This is a genomic window from Herbidospora mongoliensis (assembly GCF_001570545.1).
In the GTDB taxonomy this organism is placed as follows: domain Bacteria; phylum Actinomycetota; class Actinomycetes; order Streptosporangiales; family Streptosporangiaceae; genus Herbidospora; species Herbidospora mongoliensis.
The window spans coordinates 369617-394375 of the sequence record NZ_BBXD01000016.1 but is presented as its reverse complement, the minus strand read 5'-3'; the positions used below and the strand labels follow the sequence as shown (position 1 = coordinate 394375).

Below are 24759 nucleotides of genomic sequence, written 5' to 3'. Positions count from 1 at the left end.
GACCCCATGGCCAGAGGACGCCGTCCACACGTTCTGTGATGTCGCCACCTGCTCGCCATCGGTTCGACTGCCCCTGCGAAGCGTGCACACCTGTTGTGGCGCCTCAGGTCCCTTCACCGGTTGGTGGGCGTAGCCCATGAAACTCAGACCTACGCATTACGAGCTCCAAGATTGATCTCTAGGGCGTGTCCTAGAATGTCCGCGCGCAGCCGTCTGACCTGTTCACAGGTTCCTTCGGTCAAGTGCGGACATCCCTGGCCAAAGGCGGACTGCAACCAATAGTGCAACCACCCTGGCCGGCTGCCGAACCGAAGGCTGGCGGGCTGCCATCGGCATCCGAGAAGGTCGGACCGGGCTGCGCGCGGCGGCTCTGCCTAGCGTCACGGCCCGGTGCGCTCGCTGACGGCGATCACCGATTCGCCGAGCCTAGGGCTTGGTTTTCCGTGGCTGCGAGGACACGTACCGGTTGCCGGGTAATCACGACATCACACCAAATGCAGAGCCATTGCGCAGCGGGGCGCACTAGCGCCTCTTCGAGGAAGAGCCGGTCGTCCGGAGGCGGGCGACAGCAACTGCTCAGCCGCTGCGGCACGCACCAGAAGGTCTTCATCAGCGAGCAGCTCAGACGCCTCCGCATACCGTCCGGACTCAGCCAATCGATATGCTCGTAGACGCACTCGAAACGCTCGCGTATCAGCAGGTGAACCAGGTCCAGCAGCCTTAGGCACCGATACGGCTTCCGTCAGCGGCCATCCTGCGGGCACGCAACCTCAGCAGGACGGCCAAGACGACGGTGAAGGCGATTTAGGCCAGGTAGATGCCCTGCAGCCCGAGCCCGAAGGTCAGGCCGAGCGCCCAGGACAGCGGGATGAGCACCAGGTAGTCCCGGCAACGTTCGCGATCATCACCGAGCGGGTGTCGCCGTGGGCGGGCAGGAAACTGCCGTCCGCCATCGCGGGCACCATCGGGAGCAGGCTCAGCAGGGCCAGCGGCACGACCTGCCAGGCGAGTGCGACGACCTCCGGGTTGGCGGTGAACAACGCCAGCAGCGTCGTCCCGCCCGCGAGGACTAAGGACTAGTGCGGCCGGGACGACGTGCACGACTAGCAGCAGGCGGGTGCCGGAGCGGCGCCAGTAGTCGGCCTGTTCGCGGGCGCCTGCGCCTGCTTCGTGTCCCGTATCCGCGTAGACCCCGGTGGTAGCGGGTGTCGCCGTCGCCATCGTCGGCTGCTTCTATCTGGCCAGCGCCGTCCTCGTTCTCACCGCCTAGCGAATGCGGCTCGTAAGGCCCTGGCCTTCACCCGACGCCCGCCGTAAGGATCAAGGCAGATGGGCTTTGTCGAGTTCAACGGGGAGCCCGAATTTACCTTCGTGTTCGGCTCTCAGCTCGGCCATAACGTGCGCGAAAGTCTCAGCATGCCCGCAGGCGCGGGCCAGCAGCTGGGCTTCGGTCAACAGGCGGGCGGCACGCTTATAGTGACGGGGCTCCTCTCCCGCAATGGCGCACTGGGCGGCTTCGACCAGTACTGGGTAGGCCTCGACCGGGTATCGCGTCCCGCTCACCATGACCACCTCCAGTCGACGATGCAGGCTCACGCCGCCTCCCCGCACCGCCTGCCATGCCCCCTCAATGTCCTGCTCGGACAGCAGGATGTCGACGAGCATGTCGAAACCGTTGTCTTCCGTGGATCTCGCGAGATGTTCGCGCAATCGGATCAGCGCCGTCTCCCGCCAGCGCGGCCAATGATCGCCTGCGGTCTCAGCGAGCAGGCGGAACATTTCCGGTAGGGGGCGAGCAAGAAACGCCGGCCAGAAGAACTCCACGGCCCGCCGACGCTTCCCGGCAGCCACAAGCGTTTTGGCGGCCAGAACCCGCAGCTCAACCATGAAAGACCGGTCACCGAATTTGTCTGTGTTCTCGGGGTCCAGGCTGGCCAGACCGCGGTCGATCCACCTCAGAGCCTCATCGGTCCGACTCTCGGATGCCAGCATTTCCGCGATGCGCTGGATCTGGCGCCTTGACGGCTCAGCATCGGCCAGTGATTCGATCAGGCGGTCAGGCCCGGCCTCGTATTCGGCCAACCGCTCCATCATCGACGTGATCGCTGCACGTAACTCCGGGTCATGCGTCTGATCCAGACCTGCCCGAGCATCCTCGACCAGCTCTCGGTACTTGGCCAGCCCGGTCACCCCCAGCGCCCGGGCGTAAGCGGGCAACGCCTTGTCGAACAGCCGGGCCGCCAACGTCTGGCTCACGAGACGGTCAGCAAGCGCCTGCGGGTCGGGATGACCATCGACGCAAGCTGCTTCATGCACACGCTGAGCCAGGCGCAAAGCACTGGTCACCCGGTACCGTTCATCGTGTTCGATGAGCAGGTCGATGGTGAATTCCGTCAGCCGGATCGCAGAAACGTTGAACCCGGCCTCGGCCATCCTGGTCACCTCCTCGAGAATCTCCTTCATCGCCTCCTCCCACTCCTCCGCCTCCTCCGGTTCATCCGGATATTCATCGAGCATGAATGTGGAGAGGGTCAGGGCCTGATGGAATTCGGCCAGGTCCAGGACGTCTTCCTCCGCCGCCCCGGCGGCGACCTCAAGCCGTGCGCGAAGCAATGGGTCGTCTTCAGCTGCTCGCAGCAGCTCTGCGGCGAGCCAGTCGTGATCCCGTGAAACCAGATGGGCACGCAGCCGCTCGTCGTCGGTCGGCGCAGGGCGTTCAGGCAACAACACACAGTCAGCCTGAGCTCTCCAGGCGAGTGCCACCGCCACACAGTGCTTACAGAAGGCGCTTTGGCGGCATGAGCAGGAGCCAAGTATCCAGTTGTGCGTCAGGTCTAACCGCACCCGGTAATCGGAGGAGCCGTCGACGACGGCGGTGGCGGACCGATCGGTGAACGACGGGTCGATGACTCGTCCTTCGGCGAAATAGACCCTGCCCCGACTGAACGATTGCTCGTCCGCGCATATGCGGATCAGTTCCTCATCTACCGCCCTTCGCATCACGAGAAGACATGTTGCCGCGATCATGCGATCACGAGAAGTGATCTACGTGTCCACTTCCGGACGTCGGGGATATGCGGCTTACGGCGCCGATCAAGGACAACGTGCTGCACCAGGTCACCCGATTGCTAGGCAATGGAGCCAATCGGAGACCGCCACGGGCGTGGGACCAGTTCCGGGCCTTGCGGAGCGACACCTACACGCCCGGTTCACCCCCACGTGGAGGTGAACCGTGGTACGGCGACCGCCACTGCGACAGCAGCTTCCGCTCTCCACGCCCGTGGAGGTGAACGAGCGGTCTCTCAGCGCTACAAGGGTGTCCAGCCCATTGCCCGTAGGGTCGGGCTGGACACCCCCACAGGTTCCGTGTGAGCCCCTTTGGAGTCAGGTGATGGAGTGACCACGCCTCTGGACGGAACCATCTACGACCTGAGCGGCCGCAACGGCCCCCTCCCATTCCGGAGCCTGTCCGCCGGCGAGGCGAATGTTCTTGTGGAGACCGGAACGACCCAGCGCTAGGGAACGAAAACGGTTCGCCCTACCCCTTCTCGGAGCCCTGCCTGTAGAGAGCGGCGCCGTAGAACACCCGCACTGCACAGTCGCTGTGGCCCGCAGCACAATCGCTGGCGGCAGCCGGTCAGCCCCCGTGCACATCAACGACAATCACAGTGATGTTGTCAGGACCACCATGATCGATGGCCAGCGATACAAGGTGGTCAGCTGCGTCGCCCGGGTCAGTCGATGAGCGCAAAGCCTCGCGCATGAGATCCGGAGGAACCACGGCGCTCAGTCCATCCGAACACAGGAGAAAACGGTCACCGGCCTGCGTCTCGCGGACGTTCAGATCCGGGGAACGGCCATCAGTTCGGCCATCGAGAAAACGGGACATCTTTGGCGGAAGGTTAGGCACGTCGCCAGCGTCGGAGACCAAGTTGCCGTAGATGTGATCCTCGGTGATCGGGATCATCTCGGGCTTGCCGTCGGCGGTGTCGCCGTCCCGAAAGAGGTAGGCGCGGGAGTCGCCGATGTTCGCCAGCGCCGCCGTCGACCCGGTCAACAGCATCGCCACCAGCGTGGTTCCCATTCCCGCAGACTCAGGCTCAGCTTCGACCTTCTCGAGCAGTGACTGATTCGCCGCGAAAACCATCCGCCCTAGAACAGAGAGCAGATCCGCAGCTACGGTCTCTTCGTCGTACGACCGCAAGGCGTCGATGACCGTGTTGCTCGCGACGTCACCGGCTATATGGCCGCCGAGCCCGTCGGCGACGGCGAACAGGGATCGGCCGCAGTAGAAGGCGTCTTCGTTGCGGCGCCGGACCAGTCCGACGTGAGTGCGGGCGGCGGCTGTGACGGTGAGGCTCATCGCTCGCCCGCCTCCGGCCACGGGCTCTGGGCCGACTCATCGCGATGGAGAACGTGCACGGTCTCCACACGGTCACTGGCCACGATGTACTCGGTCACCTCGATGGGCTTGCCGTCTCCTCCCGAGGTCCCGACGCGTACGATCTCCAGCACGGGCAGGCTGGTGGGGATCTCCAGCAGGGTCGCCTCATCCTTCGTCGGCATTCGAGCCCGGTGAATCTCCATCCACGTGATGGGCCAGTGGCCGGCCTGCTCCAGCCGATACAGCCACTCACCCGGGCTGGCCGGCGAAGCGCTCATCTCCGGGACGTCCTCGACCCCGCGCGGATGAATCCAAGAGACGCTGATCTGGAACGGCGGCTCGGACTCCGGCCCGGTCACCCGAAACCTGCGCATCACCGAGCTGCCCGCCGGAACGCCCAGCAGCCTCGCGATCCTCGGATCGGTCAGCGGCTCAACGGATGCGGTGGCCGGAACATGGTGCTTCCAGACTTCCTGGCCCGAGGCCGAAGGGAAGGAGTAGCCGGGGCCGTCGGCGGCGACATTTCGCTTCACAAGGTTCCCTCGCGGTCTGCGCAACCGCATCATGCCGTGCCGGACGATGATCCCCCGGCCCTGCACGGCCCAGACGAAACCTTCGGATTCCAGCACACCGATCGCCCGGCCGACGGTGTCCCTGTTGGCGCCGTACTCCGATGCGAAGTCGTCCAGGCGAGGGAGCTTGGCTCCGGGTTCCCACTCACCGGCCTCGATCCGCGCTCGGATCTGCGCGGCGAGGTCCAGGTATCGCGAGTGCACAGCCATCACACAACCCTATCTTCCACCGAAATTGTCTTGGGATAATTGACAGCAGGGTGGCGAGGTCCGACTATAGTCCCAAGACAATCGCCCCATGAAACGCTTGAGTCGCCACCCAGGCTGACGCAAACGACAGTCAGCTCATGAGGCGCACCCCCGAAGAGAGCGGGTTCACTCGACGCGACCAGCGCTGGAGCGATCCCTCGACCAGGAAGGCATTTCCGACCCGTCGAACATTAGTCCCCCCATCTCAGCTCGGCCATTGACGAGCGACGACAGGTCCCGCCAAGCATGAGGAAGGGCCATGAATGGGCAGCGCGATCAGTCCACGTGTGACCATCACTCACCCCAGCCGGTTCTCTGCGCCAAGCCTGAACGGGTGCACTGGCAACCCGCACAGTCGGCGGAGCGGTTCGCCCGCAGACCCCATGTGATCGCCTGGACCTGCGAATGCTGGCCGATCGTCTACGAGAAGCTCATGACCGGCGGCAGCTACCTGATCCGGCGCACGGACCAGAACGATCGCGTCAGCGCCGTACCGCTTGAGAGTTCTCCGACCAGCCGCAAAGAAGCCGACGTCCTGTGGCGAAGACTCATGTCCGGCACAGCCGTGTAACCCCCAACCTCGCGCGCCCTCCCTGAACAGCCGACGACGTTGACGAATTCGACTGCTTAGACGCATGCCTTCGATAGTCACTCTCCGTAATGTCTCCCGCACAAAACTGAACATCTCAACGCCCAAAAAACGGGCCCGCCCGGCGCTGCGAACGACCGGACGAGCCCTTGATCAGGATGGAGCCCTGACCCGTGGCCAACCCTAGTGCGACCCTCGAACGAGGCACCGCGCAGTCAGAGAACTGCGTCTGCTTCGGTCAATCGATGCCTATGCCCCTGGGATGTGGCACCTGCGGCCATGCCCCGTACGCGCACGCATGCTCTCGCCAGCAAGACCACGAATACGTCCCGCCGAGTTCCGACCAGGCGGCCGAGCGTCTCGCCGCCCGTCGCGCGGCCGGACCGCAGCCGCTTCCCCGGCCGACCGCCCCCACGGCTGTCACGCCCTCGGACGAGACCCCCGCGCTGGTGCCCGCTCAGCGTCGTCGCGTCGACCGTCCCCGGAACACGGTCACCTCCCGTACGCGGCCGACACCCCACCGGCCACCGAGCCGTCCCCTCACCTCGGGGACACGACGTCCCTCCACCTCTCCCTCCCGCGCACCGGAGGTCCGCGCCATGCCCAGCCCCACGCCCCAGGTCCCCGACACGTGGAGATATCTGACCAGTGACGTCGGCCGCTTGTGGGCTTGGCGGAAGGAAGGCTTCGACGAGGAAGCGCAGGACGCAGGCGCTACCGACACCATCGACGCCGACGACCTCGCCGCTCTGGCCAGGGCGATCAACCGGCAGGAGCAGATCGCCGAACGGGCCGGCGAGGAGCATCCCTCGTGATGCTGCTTCGGAAAGCCATCGAGCGTTTCCGGCGGCCCAAAGGTAACCATCACCCGGGCTCATCCCGCTCCACCCGTCGAGACCGCCGCATCGACCACCACACCGGGCATCAGTTCGCCGACGAACTCAACCGCGAACATTCCGGCTGGCTCGTGATCTGGCTGACCTGGCAGCGCGAGTTCTGCGCCATGGCCCAATGGCCGGTCGACAAGCCCCTCGTCGTCACCGCAGCAACGCCCAAGGAGCTGCGCCGGGCCGTCCTCGAAGCGGAGATGACCCTCATCCGCTCCGGCGTCCTCCCGCCCCACTGACCCGGGCGGTGCGATACGGGTGCGGCGTATCGCGTCGTCCGACGTACGGCCTCGCTGACTGAGGAGGGGACAGCTTGGCCGTACACGAGGAGTGAGGGATGGCCATTGCCCTCACCCTCCGGCGGCGTCCCACGGACCGATCACCGTGCGACGCCGCCACCTCCCCTCACCTGTACGAACTCGCCCCGTACCGAGAGGAACCCATGAGCCCACGACACGTCCTCGTCACCGGTGGTGCCGGCTTCATCGGCACCCACCTGTGCACAGCGCTGCTGGAACGCGGTGATCACGTCACCGCCCTCGACGACCTGTCCGCCGGGCACCTCCCCGCCCTGGACGAACTGCTGGACAACGACCGCTTCACGCTGATGAAGCAGGACGTCACCGAGCCGATCGACTCCGGCCCGGTTGATGCGGTGGTGCACATGGCCATCCCCGTCGGCCCGGAGGTCGTCACGCGCCGCCCGATCGACACCCTGCGCGCCGGTTCGATCGGCACGCTCAACGCCCTGAACGTGGCCGCCGAGCACGGCACCCGATTCCTCTGCCTGTCCTCCTCCGAGATCTACGGCGACCCGCTGGTGCACCCGCAGCACGAGGACTATCGCGGCAACGTCGACCCCACCGCCCCGCTCGGCTGCTACGACGAGGGCAAACGCTTCGCCGAGGCCGCCACCTTCGCCTACCGGCGCCAGCACGATCTCAGCGTCGGCATCATCCGGCCGTTCAACGTCTACGGCCCCGGCATGTACGCCGACGACCGGCGCGTCGTGCCCACCTTCATCCGCCAGGCCCTCGCCGGGAACACACTGACGTTGCACGGCGGCGGCACCCAGACCCGATCGCTCTGCTACGTCGACGACTTCGTCACCGGCCTGATCGCCATGCTCGACTCCACCGAAACCGGCCCGGTGAACGTGGGCTCGGACGAGGAGACCACCATCCGCGACTTGGCCGAACTGGTAGTGGAGGTGGCCGGGTCCGGCGCGGTGGAGGTCGTCCCGGGCCGCGCGCAGGACTCTTCGGTGCGTTGTCCCGACCTCACCAGAGCACGCAAGCTGCTGAGCTGGGCGCCGACGACGCCCCTGCGGACGGGCATCGAGCGCACCGTCGCGTGGGCCCGAACCGGACAGGCGGCCTGAGGCCGTGACCGCCATCGTCATCCCGTCGGCGTGGCGCACCGCCGCCGGGATCGGAGACGTGAGGCTGACGTGCGCCGCGGAAACCGTCGGCGAAGCCGTCACCTGGCTGGCCGACACCTATCCCCCGTTACGGCAACGGGTTCTGGCCGAACCGGACCGGCTGACGAGTTGGGTGAACGTCTTCGTGGACGGAGACGACATCCGCGAACTGGACGGCCTGGACACCCGATTGCCAGCCGACAAGGAAATCATCGTGTTGCCCGCGCTGGCAGGGGGCTGATCATGACCAGCACGAACATGATCGCCCTCCCCGCCTGCAAGGTGCCGATCGGCTCCCCCAGCGCACACCTGAACCAGATCGAAAAGGTTCAGTCCTACCCACGGACGTGGTTCGCCGACGAAACGCCCCGGCATCTGGTCTCGATAGAGCCCTTTCTGCTCGACCGTCACCCGGTCACCAACGCCGCCTTCAGCCTGTTCGTCCAGGCCAGCGGCTACCAGACCGAGGCCGAGCGGCGCGGGTTCGGCCTGGTGTACGGCGAACGGTTCTGGGAGGAACGCCCCGGCGCCTGCTGGTCGGCCCCTGCCGGACTCGGAAGCGACCTGACGGGTCACGACCATCACCCGGTCGTGCACATCGCCCGCGCCGACGCTGCGGCCTACTGCGCCTGGGCAGGGAAACGCCTGCCCACCGAAGCCGAATGGGAGTACGCCGCGCACGGCTCCCGCTGGCAGCAGTGGCCCTGGGGCAACGACTTCGACCCCGCCATGGTCAACTGTGTCGGCGAGCAGGCGAACGACCTCAAGGACTGGCACGCCTGGTGGGCTCAACGAACGGGCCATCGTGCGTCGACCACGCCGGTCGGCACGTTCTCCCCGGGCGGTGACTCGCCCTTCGGTGTCGCCGACATGGCGGGCAACGTCGCCGAGTGGGTCGCCGGCACCTACCAGTTGTACGACGCCAAGGTTCAGTGCGACCCGATCCTCCGCATGGCCCAAGGTCGTTACGGCGTCCTGCGCGGCGGCGGCTGGATGAATCTGCGCTGGCAGGTCCGCACCACCGAACGCATCGCCTGCGACCCCACCTACAGCACCTGGGCCATCGGTTTCCGCTGTGCCGCCGACATCGACGTCTTCAACGATCAACCGGATGTCCCCTGATGATCAGACCTAGGCTCGCCGCCATGCGCGCACTCGTCACCGGCGGAGCCGGCTTCATCGGCTCCCATCTGACCGACGCCCTCATCGCCCAAGGCGCCACCGTCACCGTGCTCGACACCCTCAGCAGCGGACGCCGCGCCCGCCTGCCGGAAGACATCGACCTGCGGCAGGTCGACGTCACCGACACCTGGGCGGTCAGCGCCGTCATCGAGGAGGTCCGGCCCGAGGTCATCTTCCATCTGGCCGCCCAAATCGATGTCCGGGCCTCGGTCGCTGACCCCGCCCACGACGCCGCCGTCAACATCGGCGGCACCATCACCCTGCTCGAAGCCGCCCGAACAGTGAACGCCCGCCTGGTGTTCGCCAGCACCGGCGGGGCCCTGTACGGCATGGAGGCCCCCATCCCCTCGGACGAACAGGTGCCACCCGCACCTGAAGCGCCCTACGGGACGGCCAAATACTGCGCCGAGCAGTACCTGGCCCTGTTCAACCGCCTCCACGGAACCCGGCACATCGCACTGCGTCTGGGCAACGTCTACGGCCCCCGCCAAGACCCTTCTGGTGAGGCCGGCGTCGTCTCGATCTTCTCGGGACGCGCCCACGAAGGACACGAGCCGACCATCTTCGGCGACGGTACCCAGACCCGCGACTACGTCTATGTCGGCGACGTCGTCACCGCGTTCCTGGCGGCCGGCACCGCAGAGCAGGGCGGCACCTGGAACATCGGCACCGGCCGGGAGACCAGCGTCCTCGACCTGATCAAGCACATCGGCCAGGCCGCAGGGCGCGAAGTCGAACCGGTCTTCGCACCGGCCCGACCCGGCGAACTCCAGCGCAGCGCCCTCGACGCCACCGCCGCCAGAAACGACCTCGGCTGGTTCTCGGCAACGCCGATCGATGAAGGCATCAACCGCGTCTACGCCTGGGTGCGAGACGGACGGCCCGACCGGGCCACCCCATAGCCGACACCAAGCAGGGGCGAGGCATGACGATCAACTGGAGTGACCAGCGGGCGCTCATCCTCGCCCCACACCCCGACGACGAGGTGATCGGCTGCGGCGGCCTCATCTCCCGCATCTCGGAGGCTGGCGGCCAGGTGCACGTCCTGTACGTGACCATCGGAGCGCACGTCTCCCATCCAAAGGCCGGCTTCTCCACGAGGGCGGAGAACCTCGAGGAGATCGGCAAGGTGGCCGCTCACCTCGGCATCACGTCTTGGCACGTGGCCCTACCTGAGGTCGCCCAACTCACCCTCGACCAGTTACCACGGCGGACACTGACCACCGTGATCGAGAACGCCACCCCGATCTCCCTGGCCACTCTGAAGCCGACGCTGATCGCTTTCCCTCACCCGACCAGCTACAACCAGGATCACCAAGCCGTCGCGGAAGCGGCCATCACCGCCCTACGCCCAAGTGATCGGCGTAAACGCCCCCACCCCACGCTTGTCCTCGCCTATGAACAAGCCGCCGACCAATGGCGACTCACACCGTGCTCGCCGCCCACCTTCTTCATCGAGCTAGCACCCCAGCACCTGAGCGCGAAGCTCACGGCCATGGACCTGTACGCCAGTCAGCGGCGTGAACACCCCCACACCCGCTCCGACGAAACGCTTCGCAGCCTGGCCGTTCTTCGAGGTACGCAGTGCGGCGCCGCTGCGGCCGAGGCATACGAATGCGTTCGCTGGACGGCCTGATCGTCAATCGGAAGGGAACTAGCGAAGGTCGCGGTAATCATCCGGATTCAGTGCTAGCCGACCGCTGGAACAGTCGCCGTTGGGTGCGCCAAGAGCCATACGGCAGCGATAAGCAGGCGAGCTGCTGCTGTCAGCGTGTCGGATTCGACGCGATCCGGAGTCTCCGCAGGAGTCTGATAGCCAGGCATCCCCATGCCGATCCCGATCGCGGCGTGCCCGGCTGCGGCGTACCGGCGGTTGTCGGATGCCATGGCTCCAGCCCGCAAGGGCACCCCGGTGCGACGCCCGGCTTGATCAAGAACAGCCAGCAAGTGATGAGCAGGGCCCCCGGCCTCAACGGCGGCAGCCTGATAAAGCTGGGCTGCACCATCCAGGTTGATTACCTGGATGCCGGTCGGCAGGTCCGTCACGTGGTGAGCGGAGCCCCAAGCCCCGGCTTCTTCGGCGTCCAGGAAGGACACTGCCAGATCCACCGGCGCGGTCAGGCACTTATTCAGGATGAAGGCGGCCTCCAGCACCGCCGCAACGCCTGAAGCGTTGTCTGCCGCCCCGGGAAGGCGACGTTCGGGATCATCGCCGACGCCGTCATAGTGGGCGGTGAGAAGCACTCGTGGGCCGCCCTCGCCGATCGGAAGGTGGGCATGGACGTTGGCCGCCTCCGCGCTGACGGCTCGCAGCGGCATCGATGCCGTCACCGTCACCTCGCCCGATTCGACAGCGTCGGCGAGCTGCTGATGTAGATCAGTGCGGACAGCGATGACCGGGACAGATCGCCGAGGCGGACCGGCGATCATTTTCGGCATCCAACCGTCGGCGTCAGTGCCGCGTGCCATCAGCACACCGGCTGCACCTTCCAGTTCGGCTCGCTGGGTGGTCTGCACCCATTCATCGGCCGGGGCCAGAACCCACCGGCCATGAAGATCAGTCGCCGTCGCATTGGCCAACGGAGCTGAGCGAGGGTCGGGAAGGTCAGCCGAGGCCAGATGCTCGACGAAATCGCGGCGATGTTCGCAGTCGTGGGTACCGTGGCCGTCGATCCACCGGAGTACAGGCGTGCGATAGAGCTCGCGGACATCCTTGACGTGGAACGGCTCGAGCCTCACATCAGGGCCGAGTTCTCGGAGACGATCGGCAAGCCAGGTGCCGGCGGCCTGGCCTCCCGGGGTTCCCACTCGGCGGCCCTGGAAGCGGTCCGCAGCCAATTCGGCCACGGTGGCTCGCATCCGCTGCACGTCGACTCGTTGGAGAACAGCCGAAAGATCAGGCTCCACGGCTGGCCCCCGAGGCGACGGTGGCTCCGACCGAGTGGGAGGGGAGGTCATCCGCAGCAGCCGGACGCCGGTGTCGACGTCGTGGCCGGAGCCTTGCCACAACACCCCGTGTCCGCGGCCTCTTTCGCGGCGGGCGCGCTGCCGCAGCAGGACACCGCGTCGGCGTTCACCTCAGCCGGGGCCTCGTCAGTGGCCGCGGGGCTCCCGCAGCATCCCCCGGCGGCCGGAGGAGCGAAGGCGTCTTCAAGATTCCCGATGAATCCACCGGTAGCGCCGCTGGTCATGGCGTCCTCCTTCTAATCGGCGTAGCGGCGGTTGCCGCTGGCCGGATCCGGCTAGATTTGATAGAGATCAAATCAAGCCAAGTCTTCATCGTGATTAGAGGGATGTCAAGTTAGAGGGATCTCGAATTAGCGCCCATGGGCGGAAATAAGGGACTACTGTCGCTTTCCCGTCCGGTCCAGGTCAAAGACCTCGAGGCGCCGCTCCTCACCCTGCACTTCATCGGTCCATGCGGCGTACGGCTTCGGCATCTGAGGAGGATGCGCCCCATGAGCATGGAGACCGTCGACCGTCCGCCTGACTCCGCGCATGAGTTACGTATGGCGTTGCGGAAACCGACAACCCGGTGGTCGGATCCTGCCACGCTCGGCCTGGATGAGGCCGCTGCGGAGCTCATGGCCTGGTTGAACGACCGGCGCACCTTTGACGCTCTGCACACAGCTGCGTTCGAGTCGGTGCTCCGTGATTTCGAATGGGCGACGCAAAACGGAGTGTGCAGCGAGGTGGCCACTTCGCTGCATGCCGAGCTGAGGGATGTCGATGTCGCCCTGCGTCCGCTCAGGCGGAATTGGTCAGGCGACAGAGAAGCAGCGAAAACCGCCGCTCGGAGCCTCATCCGCAGGCTCGGGCAGCACGACGTGCTGCAAGCGGCCTGGCGTGATCTTTGGACCAAGGTCAGCGGCCGACAATCCTCGCCTGATGTGATCGCCGTATCGCGGGATCTGTTCCTCGACATCGCGCGACGCAACGGCCACAACATCGACTGGGGCAGCCAATTCCTGTCCCGTCTGTCAGCGGTCCTCGCCGACGACGCCTGGGGCGTGGCCGTGCTGAACACCCTTCTTGACCCCTCCGCATCGTCCGCCGAAGTGGAGGCCGAGGAACCGGAACGCCGGGCAGGGCTGACACCGGCTCAGAGAAACGTGTTGTGCGAACGGTTCCTCGCGCTCCCACCGGACTCAAGCTGGCACGCAGTATGGCTGGTCTACGAGAAGGCCAGCATGCCCGTCCTCTTCGCCTCTCTCGGTGAAATTTCCTTCTTCGCCAGCGAGGCCGTGCCCAAGGATACCGACGCCGCCTCAGCGAAGTGCAGCTCGTATGGGCAGGGTTGGAGCGACAGAGACGGCGAATGCGTCGCCGACATGCCGCACAAGCGGGGTGTCGTGCTCGTCCGAGTGTTCCTCTCCCCGGGCATCTACGCTGATCCGGTCGCAGTGGCGCGCGGGCGGGTCGACGGTCTGGTAGCGATGGGACGCTTCCGCACTGGCCTGGGGGTTGATTATTGGCGGCTCGCGACGGGGTACGCGGACATCAGCGAGTCGTACACCGCCGAGGAGCACATCGACTTTGACGCCAGCGCGATCAGCCATCCTTTGGATCACCCACGCCAGTCCGCGATCTTCACGGAGATGCGGGCTTTCTGGCAGGAGATCGGCAGCGCTCCTTCGTTCGACGACGAGCGCCTTGCGGAGTCACTGGATCTCTTGCACTGGTGGCAGGCCGCCGGAGACCAATCATCGCTCGCACAGGTGATCGCGAACGTACGGGTGATCGAATCCGCTGCTACCCGAGTGGGGGACACCAAGTGGAAGGATCACCTCTCGGCCTACATCAAGCCCGCCTGGATCGTGAGGTCCGTCCATCAGGACCTCATCGACACGGTCACCTATGCCATCGGATGCAGCAGGGGCGGCCTGACTCAAGAAGCATGCGAGAAGCGCCGGGTCATCGCTCGTGCGGTATTGGACAAGAGTCGCCTTGGATGGATCCGGGTGAGACCCGGATCCACGCGCAAGGCGCTGGCCGAGCTGACCGATCTCTATCCCGACCGTCACCACGTCAGACGCCGCCTGCGCACTCTGAACAAGCGCTTGACGAGCCCGCACGCCTTCCAGACGTGGCGCAGCCAGCTTGAATTTCAGTGGATCTGCCTGGCCGATCGACTCGCGCGGATCAGAGACTCGATCACGCACGGAGGACCGGTGACGGCCGACGGAGTGGATTCCGTCCTCTCCTTCAGCAGCCTCACGAGCGCGTGGGAGTTGCGACTCTCATTGGAATCCGCGTTGAAGGGCACCCACCTCAAGACCGCTCATGCGGATTTCCGCGATGAGCACGACGTCCTGCTCGACAAGATGAGCAGCGCTTCGTGCCCAGGGGACGTGATTCACGAGTCAGCGCTACCGTCGCCGTGAGCGTTGTGAAGCCGCAGGTCACACAGGCCGAGATCAGCCGCAGCAACCACTTTCAGGCTTGGCCTCCTCGACCCGCTGCTCCTGGGCACTGACCAGGTTGGCCGAGCAGACTCCGGTCTCGGGCAGGTCGAGCTGGACGTCCCGGGCGGCTTCCCAGTCGCCGGCCAGTGCGGCCACCACCGAGCGAACCTGCTCGTACCCGGTGGCCAGCAGGAACGTCGGCGCGCGCCCGTAACTCTTCACCCCAACCGTGTAATAGCCGGGCTCGGGATGGGACAGTTCGTCCACTCCGTGAGCGGGCACGGTGCCGCACGAGTGCTCATTCGGGTCGATCAGCGGAGCCAGCGCGCGGGTCGACCCGAGGATCGGGTCGTTGTCGAGGCGCAGTTCGGAGGCGATCGAGTGGTCAGGGCGGTAGCCGGTGGCCACGACGATCCGATCGGCGGTGATCAACTGCTCCTGCCCGGCCGGGTCGCGGCTGACGACCGTGGCTTGATCGCCTGAGGTGGTCACAGCTTGGGTGAAGAATCCCGTGGCCAGAGCGATCCTCCCGGCCTCCACGTGCGCGCGCAGGTGGGTGCCCAGCGCACCGCGAGCAGGTAGAGCGTCGGCTTCACCGCCGCCGTAGGTGCGGCTGGCGTCTGCCGCGCGAATCGCCCACGTGACCCGTGTCTCCGCCAACTCCGCCAGAGCGAGCAGCGTGGTGGCCGCGGAATGACCGGCGCCCACGACCAATGTGTGCCGGCCCTCGTAGGTCTCGCGGTCGACTCCGAGCACGTCGGGAAGGGCATGATCGACGAAGGGAGCTGCCTCGGCCTCACCGTAGGCGGCCAGGCCGAAGGCACCCAGCGGGCCGGGCGTCCGGTAGGTGCCTGATGCGTCGATGATCGCTGCGGCCCGAATTTCCTCCCCGCTCGACAGGCGGAGGACGAAGGGCGCCTCATCTCGTCCGCTGGTACGGACGCGGTCGAAACCGAGACGACTGATCGCGGTCACCGTTTCGCCCAAGCGGATCCGGTCGCCGAACAGCTTTGCCAGTGGCGTGAGGTATTCCTCGATGAGTTCGGACCCGGTAGGCAGCCAGTCCTGATCCGGCGCGCTCCACCCGGCGTCTTCAAGGTGGCGTCGGGCGGCGGCGTCGATGTTGTAGCGCCAAGGGCTGAAGAGCCGGACATGCCCCCACTGGGCAACTGACGCGCCGGTCTGAGTTCCGGCTTCGATGACCAGGAAATCCAGCCCTCGCTCGTATAGATGCGCGGCGGCTGCCAGCCCCACGGGGCCAGCTCCGATCACCACTACCGGCGCCGTTCCGCCAGTCGCCTCATGCATGGATCGCTCAGTCATGATCGCCTCCTTGCACCTGACTCGTCATCACGCATACGACTGTTTTGAAGTTCGTCTAAGCAATTCCAGACTGCCGATTGCTTAGACGCCTGTCAATGCAAGGTCCTATGACACGGGAGGCTTCCTGGCTACGAACAGGACGCGCTCCTCATCTTCGGGCTGTTCAACGGGGGTCAACGGGTGATCGGGTGTGCCGATCACACAGTCGACCCACCCCGCCGCCGCGACGAGATCGGCGACCGCAGTGACCGAATGGGCGGTGTTGACGATCGTGGACTCGAACCGGTCGTAGCGGCCGTCCTCCGCTCGCACCACCCCGGAGATGCGGAAGAACCCGAATCCCTCCTCCTGGTTCATCGCTCCACGGAACAGGAACATCGCTGACTGCTCATCCTTGATCCAGATGCGGTTGATCGCCTCCAGGCCCCGTGCCGTCGTCAGGTCGAAGGCGAAGAGCCCGCCCGGCTCCACGGCGTCGTAAACCGACCTCAGGTAGGCGGCGACCTGGTCCAGGTTCCGGAGGTGGTTGGGGATGTCGTAGGTGGAGAAGGCGAAGGGGACCCGCCTGGGCAGCGTGAAGTCTGTGGCGTCGCCGTGGATGAGAGTGACCTTGTCCTGGACGCTCTTGAATCGCTCCTGCGCGCGATCGAGCATCGCCTTCGAAATGTCGAGGCCAGCGACCCGGTATCCGGCCCGCAGGAAATGCGCGGCGACGATTCCGGTGCCACAGCCGACATCCAGAACACTTTGCTCGGAGTCAGGAATGAGAGTGGAAGGCAGGCGCAGCAGCGAGCGCGCGATCCGCGTGGGGTAGAAGCTCCAGAATTCGTCGTAGATCTTGGCGTGCAGGTCGACGTATGCCTCGGCCGTCATCGCTGAATCCCTTCTCGGACGTTCTGATTCGAGAAACTTGTATTTATACGATCATCGAATTAGTGGACCGTCAACGGCCTTGCCTCATAGTTAGACAGATGTCAAAATAAAGTATGGCTAACACGGCGTTGGAGCAGGATGCGGCAGGTACGACCGCCGCTCAGGGATGCTGCACACCCCTGGAGGTTGTGCCGCTCGACGCTGCGAATGCGGTCGACATGGCCAAGATGTTCAAGGCGCTGGGCGACCCCATCCGGCTCCGCCTGCTGTCGTTGATCGCCGCCCACCCCGATGGGGAAGTGTGCGTCTGCGACTTGACCGGCCTGTTCGACGTTGCCGCGCCGACGATCTCCTACCATCTCAAGCATCTACGCGAGGCCGGGCTCGTCGACCACGACCGGCGCGGCACCTGGGTGTACTACCGCCCCGTACGTGAGCGCATTCACCGCCTGTCCCTGCTGCTCGCCTCATCGGATCTGGCGATGCCGACAACCTAGTCAGTCGCGCGACTGCCGGCCGGAATCGAAAGAACCTCGCTCAGCCGCTCCAACATCGTGGGGACCACCCAGTAGTAGACCCAGGTCCCACGCCGTTGGCATCCGATGAGGCCTGCCTCGCGCAAGACTCTGAGGTGGTGAGAGATGGTCGGACCGGTCAGGTCGAAGGCCGCGATGAGGTTGTTGACGTAGGCCTCTCCTCCAGGGTGGGAAGCGATCAGCGACAGCAGGCGCACCCGAACGGGATCCGACAGCGCCTTGAAGGCGATCGCCACCTCGCCCGCCTGGTCGACACCGATTGGCTCCGCCGCGAGCGGCATGCAGCAGATCTCGGCCCGCGAACTCACCTGTTTCGCCACCTGCTTACATTGACAGTCTTCTACACAGGCGACAACGCCTGCGTGTAAGAGTGTTCATGGGAGTGGCTCCTTCCTCTCCGTCGTGTGTCAGTCCGCGACCCAACCCCGCTGAAGGGCCTTGACCCCGGCCTCGAATCGACTGCGCGCATTGAGCCGATCCATCAGATCGGCGACCATCCGACGATGGGTGCGCAAGCCGATGCCGAGCTTCTTGCTCGCGGCCTCGTCGGTCAGCCCCAGGGCCAGCAGCCGCAGAAGCTCCAGCTCTTGCGGCGTGGGCTTCTCCTCACATCGCCGATGGCCGGCGCCGTAGGGAGTGGCCACGATCCAGATCTGCTCGAACAACGCCACAAGCGCCGCGATCAGGCCTTCGCCGCATACCTCAACGGCGCCCTTGCTGCTGTCCTGAGGATCGAGGGGAACCAATGCGATCTTCTTGTCGAAGATCACGATTCTCAGCGGCAGCGTGGGGGCCGACCGCACCTCGCCACCGAGATCCGTGAGCCAGCGGGCATATGCGTGGGTCGGCGTGTCGTTCCAAGCGCTGTCCAGATACAAGGTACGAACCGAGGCGCCGCGTTGTAGAAGCAACTCGTCCAGCGGCCTGCTGGCTTCCAGACTCGCCGCGGATTGAGCCCCTCCAGGCATCAGCGACTGACACTCCGACGTCGTCCCGTGGGCCAGCGTCTCGATGCGCGCTCGAACGGCCTCGATGCTCTCCAGGCAGTCGCATTCGCTCCGGTTGCCGGTCCCGCATATCTCGCTGTACTCGCTGACCAGGCGATTTACGGCGCGCTCCGCAGCGAAGAACGCCTCCTGGCGGCGTAGCAGGTCCGCCCGTTGATGCTGAAGCATCGAGTGGAAGGCCACGCTCGGACTGGCCGGCTGAAGGGTCCCCGAGGATCGGCGCAGCAACGACATGTCCACCAGCCTGTCGATGGTGGCCCGAACGTAGCTCTCGGACATCTCCAGCCGCTCGGCGATCTTCCCGATCTCGCCATCCTTCTGCGTCAAAATTGCACGGTAGATGGCGTCGGCGTGATCATCCAACCCTAATTCCCGAAGCACATAACACCCCCGAGCCCCATTGGTGACGGGGATCATTAAATAGCAGCTTACTTCAAGATGTCTACGCCTATTTGTGCCAGCCGCGAGCCCACGCCTCCCCCGGCCTGACACCTGGTACACCCATCCGCTGATGGCGCTGAACTGGCGTTCTCAGCCAAACAAATCTCGCACACTCGCAAAATGAATCTGCGAGATGACGTTGAGTCACCAATCTTATTGAACGTTTGATGAACGGAATGGGTCGGAGCCACCTCGATCCTTCTTGTCAAGGAAGACAAGTGTCCCGCCGAGGTCACTTGCTAGAGATCACGGGTGCGTCCTCACCTCCGGAACGGCCCCGGACCTGACGGACTGTCCACCATACGACGTGGTAGATGAGCTGGCCGTATGAGAACGGGTGGAGACAGACACTTCGACTGGCACCAAGATGCCCGGCAACTTACTGCCGGGCTTGACTACTTTTCCGAGTCGTCTGCAAATACGACAGTAGAGCGAGTGGAACCGTACACACCTCGGAGGAAATTTTCGCTGCGATCACTCATTGAAGCGGCACACGTTAGGGGCAAACGGTTCTCCAGCGAAAGACGGATTTCACGTCTCGATAATTAATCGACCGTCTGTGAACGAACTTTGAACGACGCCAAGCAAGCTTCGTACCGCAATCCCGTTCGTTTTCCTGTTCAGGACTTCCGGCATTCCTCGAAGGAGTACGACCATGACGTCCGACCCACGTCGTAAAGCCGCCGAATTGACGATGCGAACGCTGCCGACCATGGACGCCGATGTGAAGGTCCTCGGCTCCAAGAGCTACACCAACCGCTACTTGGCCATCGCGGCGCTGTCCGGGCAGGAGACGACGCTGGAGAACGCGCTCATCTCCGACGACACGATCTACCTGTCCCGGGGGGTCGAGAAGTTCGGCCACGTACGGGTCGAGATCGACGAGGCGAAGGCGAACATCCAGGTCACCCCCACCGGTGCGCCGATGACGGCCCCCACCGAGGACATCTTCATGGGAGGGGCGGGCACTCCCCTTCGGTTCCTGATCTCGATGGCCGGCCATGCCGACGGGGTCACGACGATCACCGGCAATGCGCGGATGCAGGAACGCCCGATGGGTGACCTGCTGGCCGCACTCCCCGCCCTCGGTGTCGAGGCGGTCAGCGTCCGTGCCAACGGCTCACCGCCGATCAGAGTCACCGGAGGTTCCTTCCGAGGGGGCACCACCCGAATCAGCGGCGCGGTGAGCAGCCAGTTCACCTCCAGCCTGCTGATCAACTCGGTGCTGGCCGAAAGCGATGTGGAGATCACCGTCGTCGACGACCTCATCTCCAAGCCGTACGTCGAGATGACCATCGCCGCGCTCGCCGAGATGGGCGTCCGGATCGAGCGCGACGGATACACCCGTTTCGTGGTTCCCTCCGGCCAGCGGTTCCGTGGGGGGCCGGTCACCGTGGAGCCCGACGCCTCCGGCATGTCGTATCCGCTGGCGGCCGCCGCGGTACTCGGCGGGCGAGTCACCATCCCGGGCATCGGCCGCGACTCCCACCAGGGCGACGTCGGGCTGGTCGAGGTGCTGGTGAGCATGGGCTGCACCGCGTCCTACGACGACAACGCGATCACCCTGCGCGGCGGAGACCTGCACGGCGTCGAAGTGGACATGGAGAGCATGCCCGACGTGGTCCCCACTCTCGCCATCGTCGCCGCCTTCGCCCAGGGGACGACGCACATCAGCAACATCGCCAGCCTTCGGGTCAAGGAGTGCGACCGGATCGCGGCGGTCACCACCGAGCTGCGCAAGATGGGCATCACCGTCGAGGAACACCCGGACGCGATGACCATCACCGGCGGAACGCCGTCCGGCGCGGTGATCGACACCTACGACGACCACCGGATCGCGATGTCCTTCGCCATCGCGGGCCTGCGGACCGAAGGCGTGGTCATCCGCGACCCCGGCTGCGTCGCCAAGTCCTTCCCGACGTTCTGGGAGACCTTGGACGCGCTGTTCCCCGACGGCGTGTCGACGCGATGAACGGCATCCTCCTGGTGCTGGACGGCTGGGGGCATGCGCCGCAGGCCGAAGGCAACGCGCTCACCAGCGCCGTCACGCCATTCCTCGACGAGTTGACCTCCTCCCCGGCCGCGACTCTGGTGGGAGCGTCCGGAGAAGCAGTGGGCCTGCTTCCAGGCACGGTGGGCAACTCCGAGATCGGGCACATGGTCATCGGCGCAGGCCGGCCACTCCCCTACGACAGCGTCCTCGTGCAGCAGGCCATCGACTCCGGAGCACTGGCCGCACACCCGCTGTTGAGCGAGGTCGGTGCGCGGCTCGCTTCCTCCGGGGGCGCCCTGCACCTGATCGGCCTGTGCTCCGATGGCCAGATCCACGCCCATGTCGACCACCTCCGCGAACTGCTGACCATCGCCGACGCCCATCTCGTGCCCGCCGTGTGGATCCACGCCATCACCGACGGCCGTGACGTCGCCGACGGGACCGCTGCCGCGTACCTCGATCGGGTCGAGAAGTTCGCGGCTGAGGCGGGAATCGGTCGCGTAGCCACTGTCGTCGGCCGTGGCTACGCCTTGGACAAGAGCGGAGATCTCGAACTCACCCGCGCCGCCATGACGGCGATCGCCGACGGCACCGGCAAACTCGTTCAGCAAGCACGAGATGCGCTCGCCGACGGCGGGGTCAGCGACGAATGGACCCCACCCAGCGTCGTCGCCGACCCGGATGGCAACCCGCTCGGCGCGGTGCGCCAGGGCGACGCGGTGCTGTTCACCAACTTCCGCAGCGACCGCATCCAGCAGCTCGCCGACCAGTTGGTGAGCCACCTGACGTCGCGCGACGTCACGGTGCTCAGCCTGGCTCGCTATGACACGGCAGCCGAGATCCCGCCTCTGGTGGATCGCGCGGACGCTTCAGACGGGCTGGCCGACGAACTGGAACGCCATGGTCTGCGTTCGGTCCGCGTCGCCGAACGGGAGAAGTTCGAGCACGTCACCTACTACATCAACGGCCGCGACTCGCGGGCACGTGACGTAGAGGAGCACGTCCGCATCGTCGCCGATACCGCTCCCGACTATCGAGCTCGGCCGCAGATGAACCTGGCCGCAGTGACGGCCGCGGTGACAGACGCCGCCCGGCGCGCGGATGTGCATCTGGTCGTCGCCAACCTGGCCAACATCGACGTCGTCGGACACACCGGTGATAGCGCGGCCACCGTCCGGGCGGCCGAGCACACCGACGATGCGGTCGCGCGCATCTGCCAGGTTGCCCGGGAGACTGAACGCTGGGTGCTCCTGGTCGGCGACCACGGCAACGCGGAACAGATGCTCCGTGCCGGACCCGACGGCAGGCCGCGTCCGTACGGAGGCCACACCACCAACCCCGTGCCGCTGGTCCTCCTCCACCCGTCCTGGGCGCCCGACCTGCGCGGCGATGGCACGCTGGCCGACGTCGCCCCGACCGTGCTGGCGCTCCTCGGTCATCCGCCCGGCGAGGTGATGACGGGCCGGCCGATCTTCGACCAGCCGCCGGCCCAAGCGGTCGACTCCGCTCTGCTCGATCTCGTGAACCACCAGGCGGAGGAGAGCGGCGTCGTCGCCAATCCGCGAACCCGCGCCACGTTCTCTCCGGACTCGACCGTCGAATCGGTGAACGTCGGTTCGGGCCTGAAAGCCCTCCTTCGGACCAGCACCGACGGGGCCGAGCAACTGCTGTGCGTCTACAACGACAGCCTCGACGAGCGGTCATTCACCCCCGCTCACCACCTGCGCCATCGGCCGCTTCTGTTCGTCCATGGGGCCACCGCCACCGAGCCCGGCACGATCTTTCGGCTGAACCCCGGCGCCCATGTCTGGATCGGGTCCTTCACCAGCAGCCATGAGGAGAACGCCCCATGACCGAGCGTCCCCGGATCGCTCTGGTCGGTGACCGCAAGACAACGGTCCCCGCCCACGCCCGCCTTCACGATCTCATCCCGCATCTGCCCGCGGACATCGACTGGATCCCCACCTCCGACATCGCCGGGCCGGAAACTCTCGATGGATACGCGGGTATCTGGGTGATCCCCGGCTCGCCGTATGCCTCCAAGGACAACGTGCTGCTGGCGATCCGGGTGGCTCGCGAGAACGGCATCCCCTACCTGGGTACGTGCGGCGGATTCCAGCACGCCTTGATCGAGTACGCCCGCAACGTCCTGGACTTGGTCGATGCCGACGACGTCCAGTACGACCCCGGTGCCGGTACCCCGCTGATCACCGCGCTGTGCTGCTCACTGGTGGGAGAGCAGGCTTCGCTCTACCTCGGCGACGGCAGCCGGCTCGCCTCCGTCTTCGCCCACGCCGATCAGACGACCGAGACGTTCCACTGCAAGTACGGGCTCAATCCCGACTACGTGGAGCTCATCGAGCAGAGCTCCCTGGTGATCAGCGGCTGGGACGCCGAGAAGGCTCCGCGCGCCATCGAGGTGGATGACCACCCCTTCTTCATCGGCACCCTCTTCCAGCCTGAGCTCTCCTCGACTCCCACCTCGATCCACCCCCTCATCGAGGCGTTCGTCGCCGCCGCAACCCGGCACGCGGCTACCGCTTCTCTCGGTAACCCCCCTCTGGAGGCCGCTGCCCAATGGAAATCCTCGTACTGATACTCGTCGTGGCACTCGCCGCGGCCAATGGCGCGAACGACGTCCCGAAGGGCGTCGCGACCCTCGCGGGGGCGGGCGTCACCAGAATCCGAACGGCCATTCTGTGGGGCACGATCACCACCGCAGTGGGCTGTCTGGTCTCGCTGACCCTGGCGTCCAAGATGACCGCGCTGTTCTCCAAGGGCATCGTGGCCACCACGCCGACCCCCGCTTTCGCCGCCGCCGTGCTGATCGGCACCGTGTCGTGGGTGGTGCTGGCCACCGTCCTGAAGCTGCCGGTCTCGACCACGCACGCCTTGGTCGGGTCGCTGCTCGGTGCCGGCAGCCTGTTCGCCAGCTCGGCCGTGCAATGGAACGGGCTGCTGAGCAAGGTCGTGCTACCGCTGCTGCTCAGCATCCTCGTGGCGTATGCGATCTCGGCCGTGCTCGGAGTCATCACCCGCAGGCTCGTCGCCCGGTCGGCCGCAAGGAAGAGCACAACGGTAGTCGAATCAGGGTCGACGATGACCCTGACCGAGACCGTGGTCGAACCGACGACCGCGCAGAAGGCCATCGGCATCGTCCACTGGGGGACCAGTGGCCTGGCCAGCTTCGCCCGTGGACTCAACGATGCTCCCAAGATCGTGGCGATCGGTTCCTTCGCGATGGTGGGCGGGATGACGACGACCGGCATGCTGCTGTCCGTCACCGTCGCCATGGCCTTGGGCGGACTCGTCGCCGGATCCCGGATCGCCGACCGGCTCGCCTACTCCGTGATCAAGATCCCCCACGTGGAGGGATTCACCGCCAACCTCACGACGGCGAGCCTGGTCGGGCTGGGCGCCACCCTGGGTCTGCCCATGTCCACCACGCAGGTGTCCGCAGGCGCCATCTCCGGCATCGCGGCCAACGACCTGTCGCGGCTGAACAAGAAGACCGTCCGCGATCTGCTGATCGCCTGGATTCTGACGCCGCCGGTGGGCGCGGGTGTCGCCGCCCTCGCCTATCTGGTTCTCGCCTGACGAACGGGCCGTCGGCACTTGCCGACGGCCCATTGACACTAACCGTGATTTGATGTTTCTTTAATTAGGTAATCGTGAAATCAAGCGAGGAGATCGATATGGAGACGCGCCAGGACCTCGACGTCGAGGTCATCGAAAGCCCGGAATCGAGCTGCTGCCAGCAAGCCGTCGTGCCCGAACCCCCTGTTGCCGGGCTGCAGCTTGTGGAGGTCGAAGACTCCGGCAGCGCCTGCTGCGAAATCTGACCAGACGACCCCGCACGGCTTACGGCTGCATTCGGCAGACCAGAAACGAGGAGTAT

25 protein-coding genes and 1 pseudogene are annotated in these 24759 nt (G+C 65.7%); 16 read left to right on the top strand and 10 right to left on the bottom strand.

Annotated features, from left to right (window positions below; genetic code table 11):
• Positions 1 to 842 precede the first annotated feature (842 nt).
• Positions 843 to 1055: pseudogene (locus AW272_RS24580) on the bottom strand (MATE family efflux transporter); the annotation flags it as partial.
• Positions 1056 to 1320: 265 nt separating this feature from the next.
• Entirely contained in the window at positions 1321 to 3027 is a 1707-nt protein-coding gene (locus tag AW272_RS24575) for an SWIM zinc finger family protein (protein WP_066369488.1), read from the bottom strand.
• Between the two features lie 369 nt (positions 3028 to 3396).
• Here AW272_RS24575 and AW272_RS45670 point away from each other — a divergent pair, with 369 nt between their 5' ends.
• Positions 3397 to 3519, top strand: a complete 123-nt coding sequence (locus AW272_RS45670) for a hypothetical protein (protein WP_275527312.1) — start codon at positions 3397 to 3399, stop codon at positions 3517 to 3519.
• 118 nt (positions 3520 to 3637) lie between these two features.
• Here AW272_RS45670 and AW272_RS24570 read toward each other — a convergent pair whose 3' ends face one another.
• Positions 3638 to 4363: a PP2C family protein-serine/threonine phosphatase gene (locus AW272_RS24570; protein WP_066369611.1), complete on the bottom strand. Its 726-nt coding sequence runs from the start codon at positions 4361 to 4363 to the stop codon at positions 3638 to 3640.
• Complete coding sequence (locus AW272_RS24565) at positions 4360 to 5166, bottom strand: GntR family transcriptional regulator (RefSeq protein WP_083958618.1); 807 nt, start codon at positions 5164 to 5166, stop codon at positions 4360 to 4362. Before AW272_RS24565 ends, AW272_RS24570 begins: the two co-directional genes overlap by 4 nt.
• A 373-nt stretch (positions 5167 to 5539) precedes the next feature.
• On the opposite strand from AW272_RS24565, the gene AW272_RS24560 reads away from it, so the two are divergent.
• The 8 genes from AW272_RS24560 (at position 5540) to AW272_RS24525 (ending at position 10919) form a co-directional block, all read left to right on the top strand.
• The gene (locus AW272_RS24560) at positions 5540 to 5776 is read left to right on the top strand and encodes a hypothetical protein (protein WP_157518744.1); all 237 of its coding nucleotides are present in this window, start codon (positions 5540 to 5542) and stop codon (positions 5774 to 5776) included.
• A gap of 617 nt (positions 5777 to 6393) precedes the next feature.
• Positions 6394 to 6609: a hypothetical protein gene (locus AW272_RS24555; protein WP_066369483.1), complete on the top strand. Its 216-nt coding sequence runs from the start codon at positions 6394 to 6396 to the stop codon at positions 6607 to 6609.
• Positions 6609 to 6920 carry a hypothetical protein gene (locus AW272_RS24550; protein WP_157518743.1) on the top strand — a complete coding sequence of 104 codons (312 nt, stop codon included), beginning with the start codon at positions 6609 to 6611 and terminating at the stop codon, positions 6918 to 6920. The genes AW272_RS24555 and AW272_RS24550 overlap by 1 nt, the downstream gene beginning before the upstream one ends.
• 203 nt (positions 6921 to 7123) lie before the next feature.
• The gene (locus AW272_RS24545) at positions 7124 to 8062 is read left to right on the top strand and encodes an NAD-dependent epimerase/dehydratase family protein (RefSeq protein ID WP_066369477.1); all 939 of its coding nucleotides are present in this window, start codon (positions 7124 to 7126) and stop codon (positions 8060 to 8062) included.
• Between the two features lie 4 nt (positions 8063 to 8066).
• Positions 8067 to 8342, top strand: coding sequence for a MoaD/ThiS family protein (locus AW272_RS24540; protein WP_066369475.1), 276 nt, complete (start codon positions 8067 to 8069; stop codon positions 8340 to 8342).
• Between the two features lie 2 nt (positions 8343 to 8344).
• On the top strand, positions 8345 to 9223 hold the full coding sequence (locus AW272_RS24535; protein ID WP_218011037.1) for a formylglycine-generating enzyme family protein: 879 nt from the start codon (positions 8345 to 8347) through the stop codon (positions 9221 to 9223).
• A 23-nt stretch (positions 9224 to 9246) separates the two neighbouring features.
• Positions 9247 to 10185 carry an NAD-dependent epimerase/dehydratase family protein gene (locus tag AW272_RS24530; RefSeq protein WP_066369474.1) on the top strand — a complete coding sequence of 313 codons (939 nt, stop codon included), beginning with the start codon at positions 9247 to 9249 and terminating at the stop codon, positions 10183 to 10185.
• A 23-nt stretch (positions 10186 to 10208) separates the two neighbouring features.
• On the top strand, positions 10209 to 10919 hold the full coding sequence (locus AW272_RS24525) for a PIG-L deacetylase family protein (protein ID WP_066369472.1): 711 nt from the start codon (positions 10209 to 10211) through the stop codon (positions 10917 to 10919).
• 53 nt (positions 10920 to 10972) lie between these two features.
• On the opposite strand, the gene AW272_RS24520 is transcribed toward AW272_RS24525, so the two are convergent.
• Positions 10973 to 12190, bottom strand: coding sequence for a M28 family metallopeptidase (locus AW272_RS24520; protein ID WP_245657702.1), 1218 nt, complete (start codon positions 12188 to 12190; stop codon positions 10973 to 10975).
• 47 nt (positions 12191 to 12237) lie between these two features.
• Positions 12238 to 12474, bottom strand: coding sequence for a hypothetical protein (locus AW272_RS44425; protein WP_083958617.1), 237 nt, complete (start codon positions 12472 to 12474; stop codon positions 12238 to 12240).
• Positions 12475 to 12741: 267 nt separating this feature from the next.
• Between AW272_RS44425 and AW272_RS24515 the strand changes: the two genes are divergently transcribed.
• Positions 12742 to 14667, top strand: a complete 1926-nt coding sequence (locus AW272_RS24515) for a hypothetical protein (RefSeq protein WP_066369465.1) — start codon at positions 12742 to 12744, stop codon at positions 14665 to 14667.
• A gap of 33 nt (positions 14668 to 14700) precedes the next feature.
• Here AW272_RS24515 and AW272_RS24510 read toward each other — a convergent pair whose 3' ends face one another.
• On the bottom strand, positions 14701 to 16011 hold the full coding sequence (locus tag AW272_RS24510; RefSeq protein ID WP_245657701.1) for an FAD-dependent oxidoreductase: 1311 nt from the start codon (positions 16009 to 16011) through the stop codon (positions 14701 to 14703).
• A 105-nt stretch (positions 16012 to 16116) separates the two neighbouring features.
• On the bottom strand, positions 16117 to 16884 hold the full coding sequence (locus AW272_RS24505) for a class I SAM-dependent DNA methyltransferase (protein ID WP_066369463.1): 768 nt from the start codon (positions 16882 to 16884) through the stop codon (positions 16117 to 16119).
• A 218-nt stretch (positions 16885 to 17102) separates the two neighbouring features.
• Between AW272_RS24505 and AW272_RS24500 the strand changes: the two genes are divergently transcribed.
• Complete coding sequence (locus AW272_RS24500; RefSeq protein ID WP_369408762.1) at positions 17103 to 17381, top strand: ArsR/SmtB family transcription factor; 279 nt, start codon at positions 17103 to 17105, stop codon at positions 17379 to 17381.
• On the opposite strand, the gene AW272_RS24495 is transcribed toward AW272_RS24500, so the two are convergent.
• Complete coding sequence (locus tag AW272_RS24495) at positions 17378 to 17740, bottom strand: ArsR/SmtB family transcription factor (protein WP_066369460.1); 363 nt, start codon at positions 17738 to 17740, stop codon at positions 17378 to 17380. The genes AW272_RS24500 and AW272_RS24495 overlap by 4 nt on opposite strands.
• A gap of 87 nt (positions 17741 to 17827) precedes the next feature.
• Complete coding sequence (locus AW272_RS24490) at positions 17828 to 18844, bottom strand: TrmB family transcriptional regulator (RefSeq protein WP_218011036.1); 1017 nt, start codon at positions 18842 to 18844, stop codon at positions 17828 to 17830.
• 679 nt (positions 18845 to 19523) lie between these two features.
• On the opposite strand from AW272_RS24490, the gene aroA reads away from it, so the two are divergent.
• From aroA to AW272_RS42325, 5 genes are all read left to right on the top strand, one after another.
• Positions 19524 to 20840 carry a 3-phosphoshikimate 1-carboxyvinyltransferase gene (aroA, locus tag AW272_RS24485; protein WP_066369455.1) on the top strand — a complete coding sequence of 439 codons (1317 nt, stop codon included), beginning with the start codon at positions 19524 to 19526 and terminating at the stop codon, positions 20838 to 20840.
• Positions 20837 to 22714 carry a 2,3-bisphosphoglycerate-independent phosphoglycerate mutase gene (gene gpmI / locus AW272_RS24480; protein WP_066369448.1) on the top strand — a complete coding sequence of 626 codons (1878 nt, stop codon included), beginning with the start codon at positions 20837 to 20839 and terminating at the stop codon, positions 22712 to 22714. The genes aroA and gpmI overlap by 4 nt, the downstream gene beginning before the upstream one ends.
• On the top strand, positions 22711 to 23457 hold the full coding sequence (locus tag AW272_RS24475; RefSeq protein ID WP_066369446.1) for a CTP synthase C-terminal region-related (seleno)protein: 747 nt from the start codon (positions 22711 to 22713) through the stop codon (positions 23455 to 23457). The genes gpmI and AW272_RS24475 overlap by 4 nt, the downstream gene beginning before the upstream one ends.
• Complete coding sequence (locus AW272_RS24470; RefSeq protein ID WP_066369443.1) at positions 23439 to 24458, top strand: inorganic phosphate transporter; 1020 nt, start codon at positions 23439 to 23441, stop codon at positions 24456 to 24458. The genes AW272_RS24475 and AW272_RS24470 overlap by 19 nt, the downstream gene beginning before the upstream one ends.
• Positions 24459 to 24556: 98 nt before the next feature.
• Positions 24557 to 24703, top strand: a complete 147-nt coding sequence (locus AW272_RS42325) for a hypothetical protein (RefSeq protein WP_157518742.1) — start codon at positions 24557 to 24559, stop codon at positions 24701 to 24703.
• The last annotated feature ends 56 nt before the right edge of the window (positions 24704 to 24759 follow it).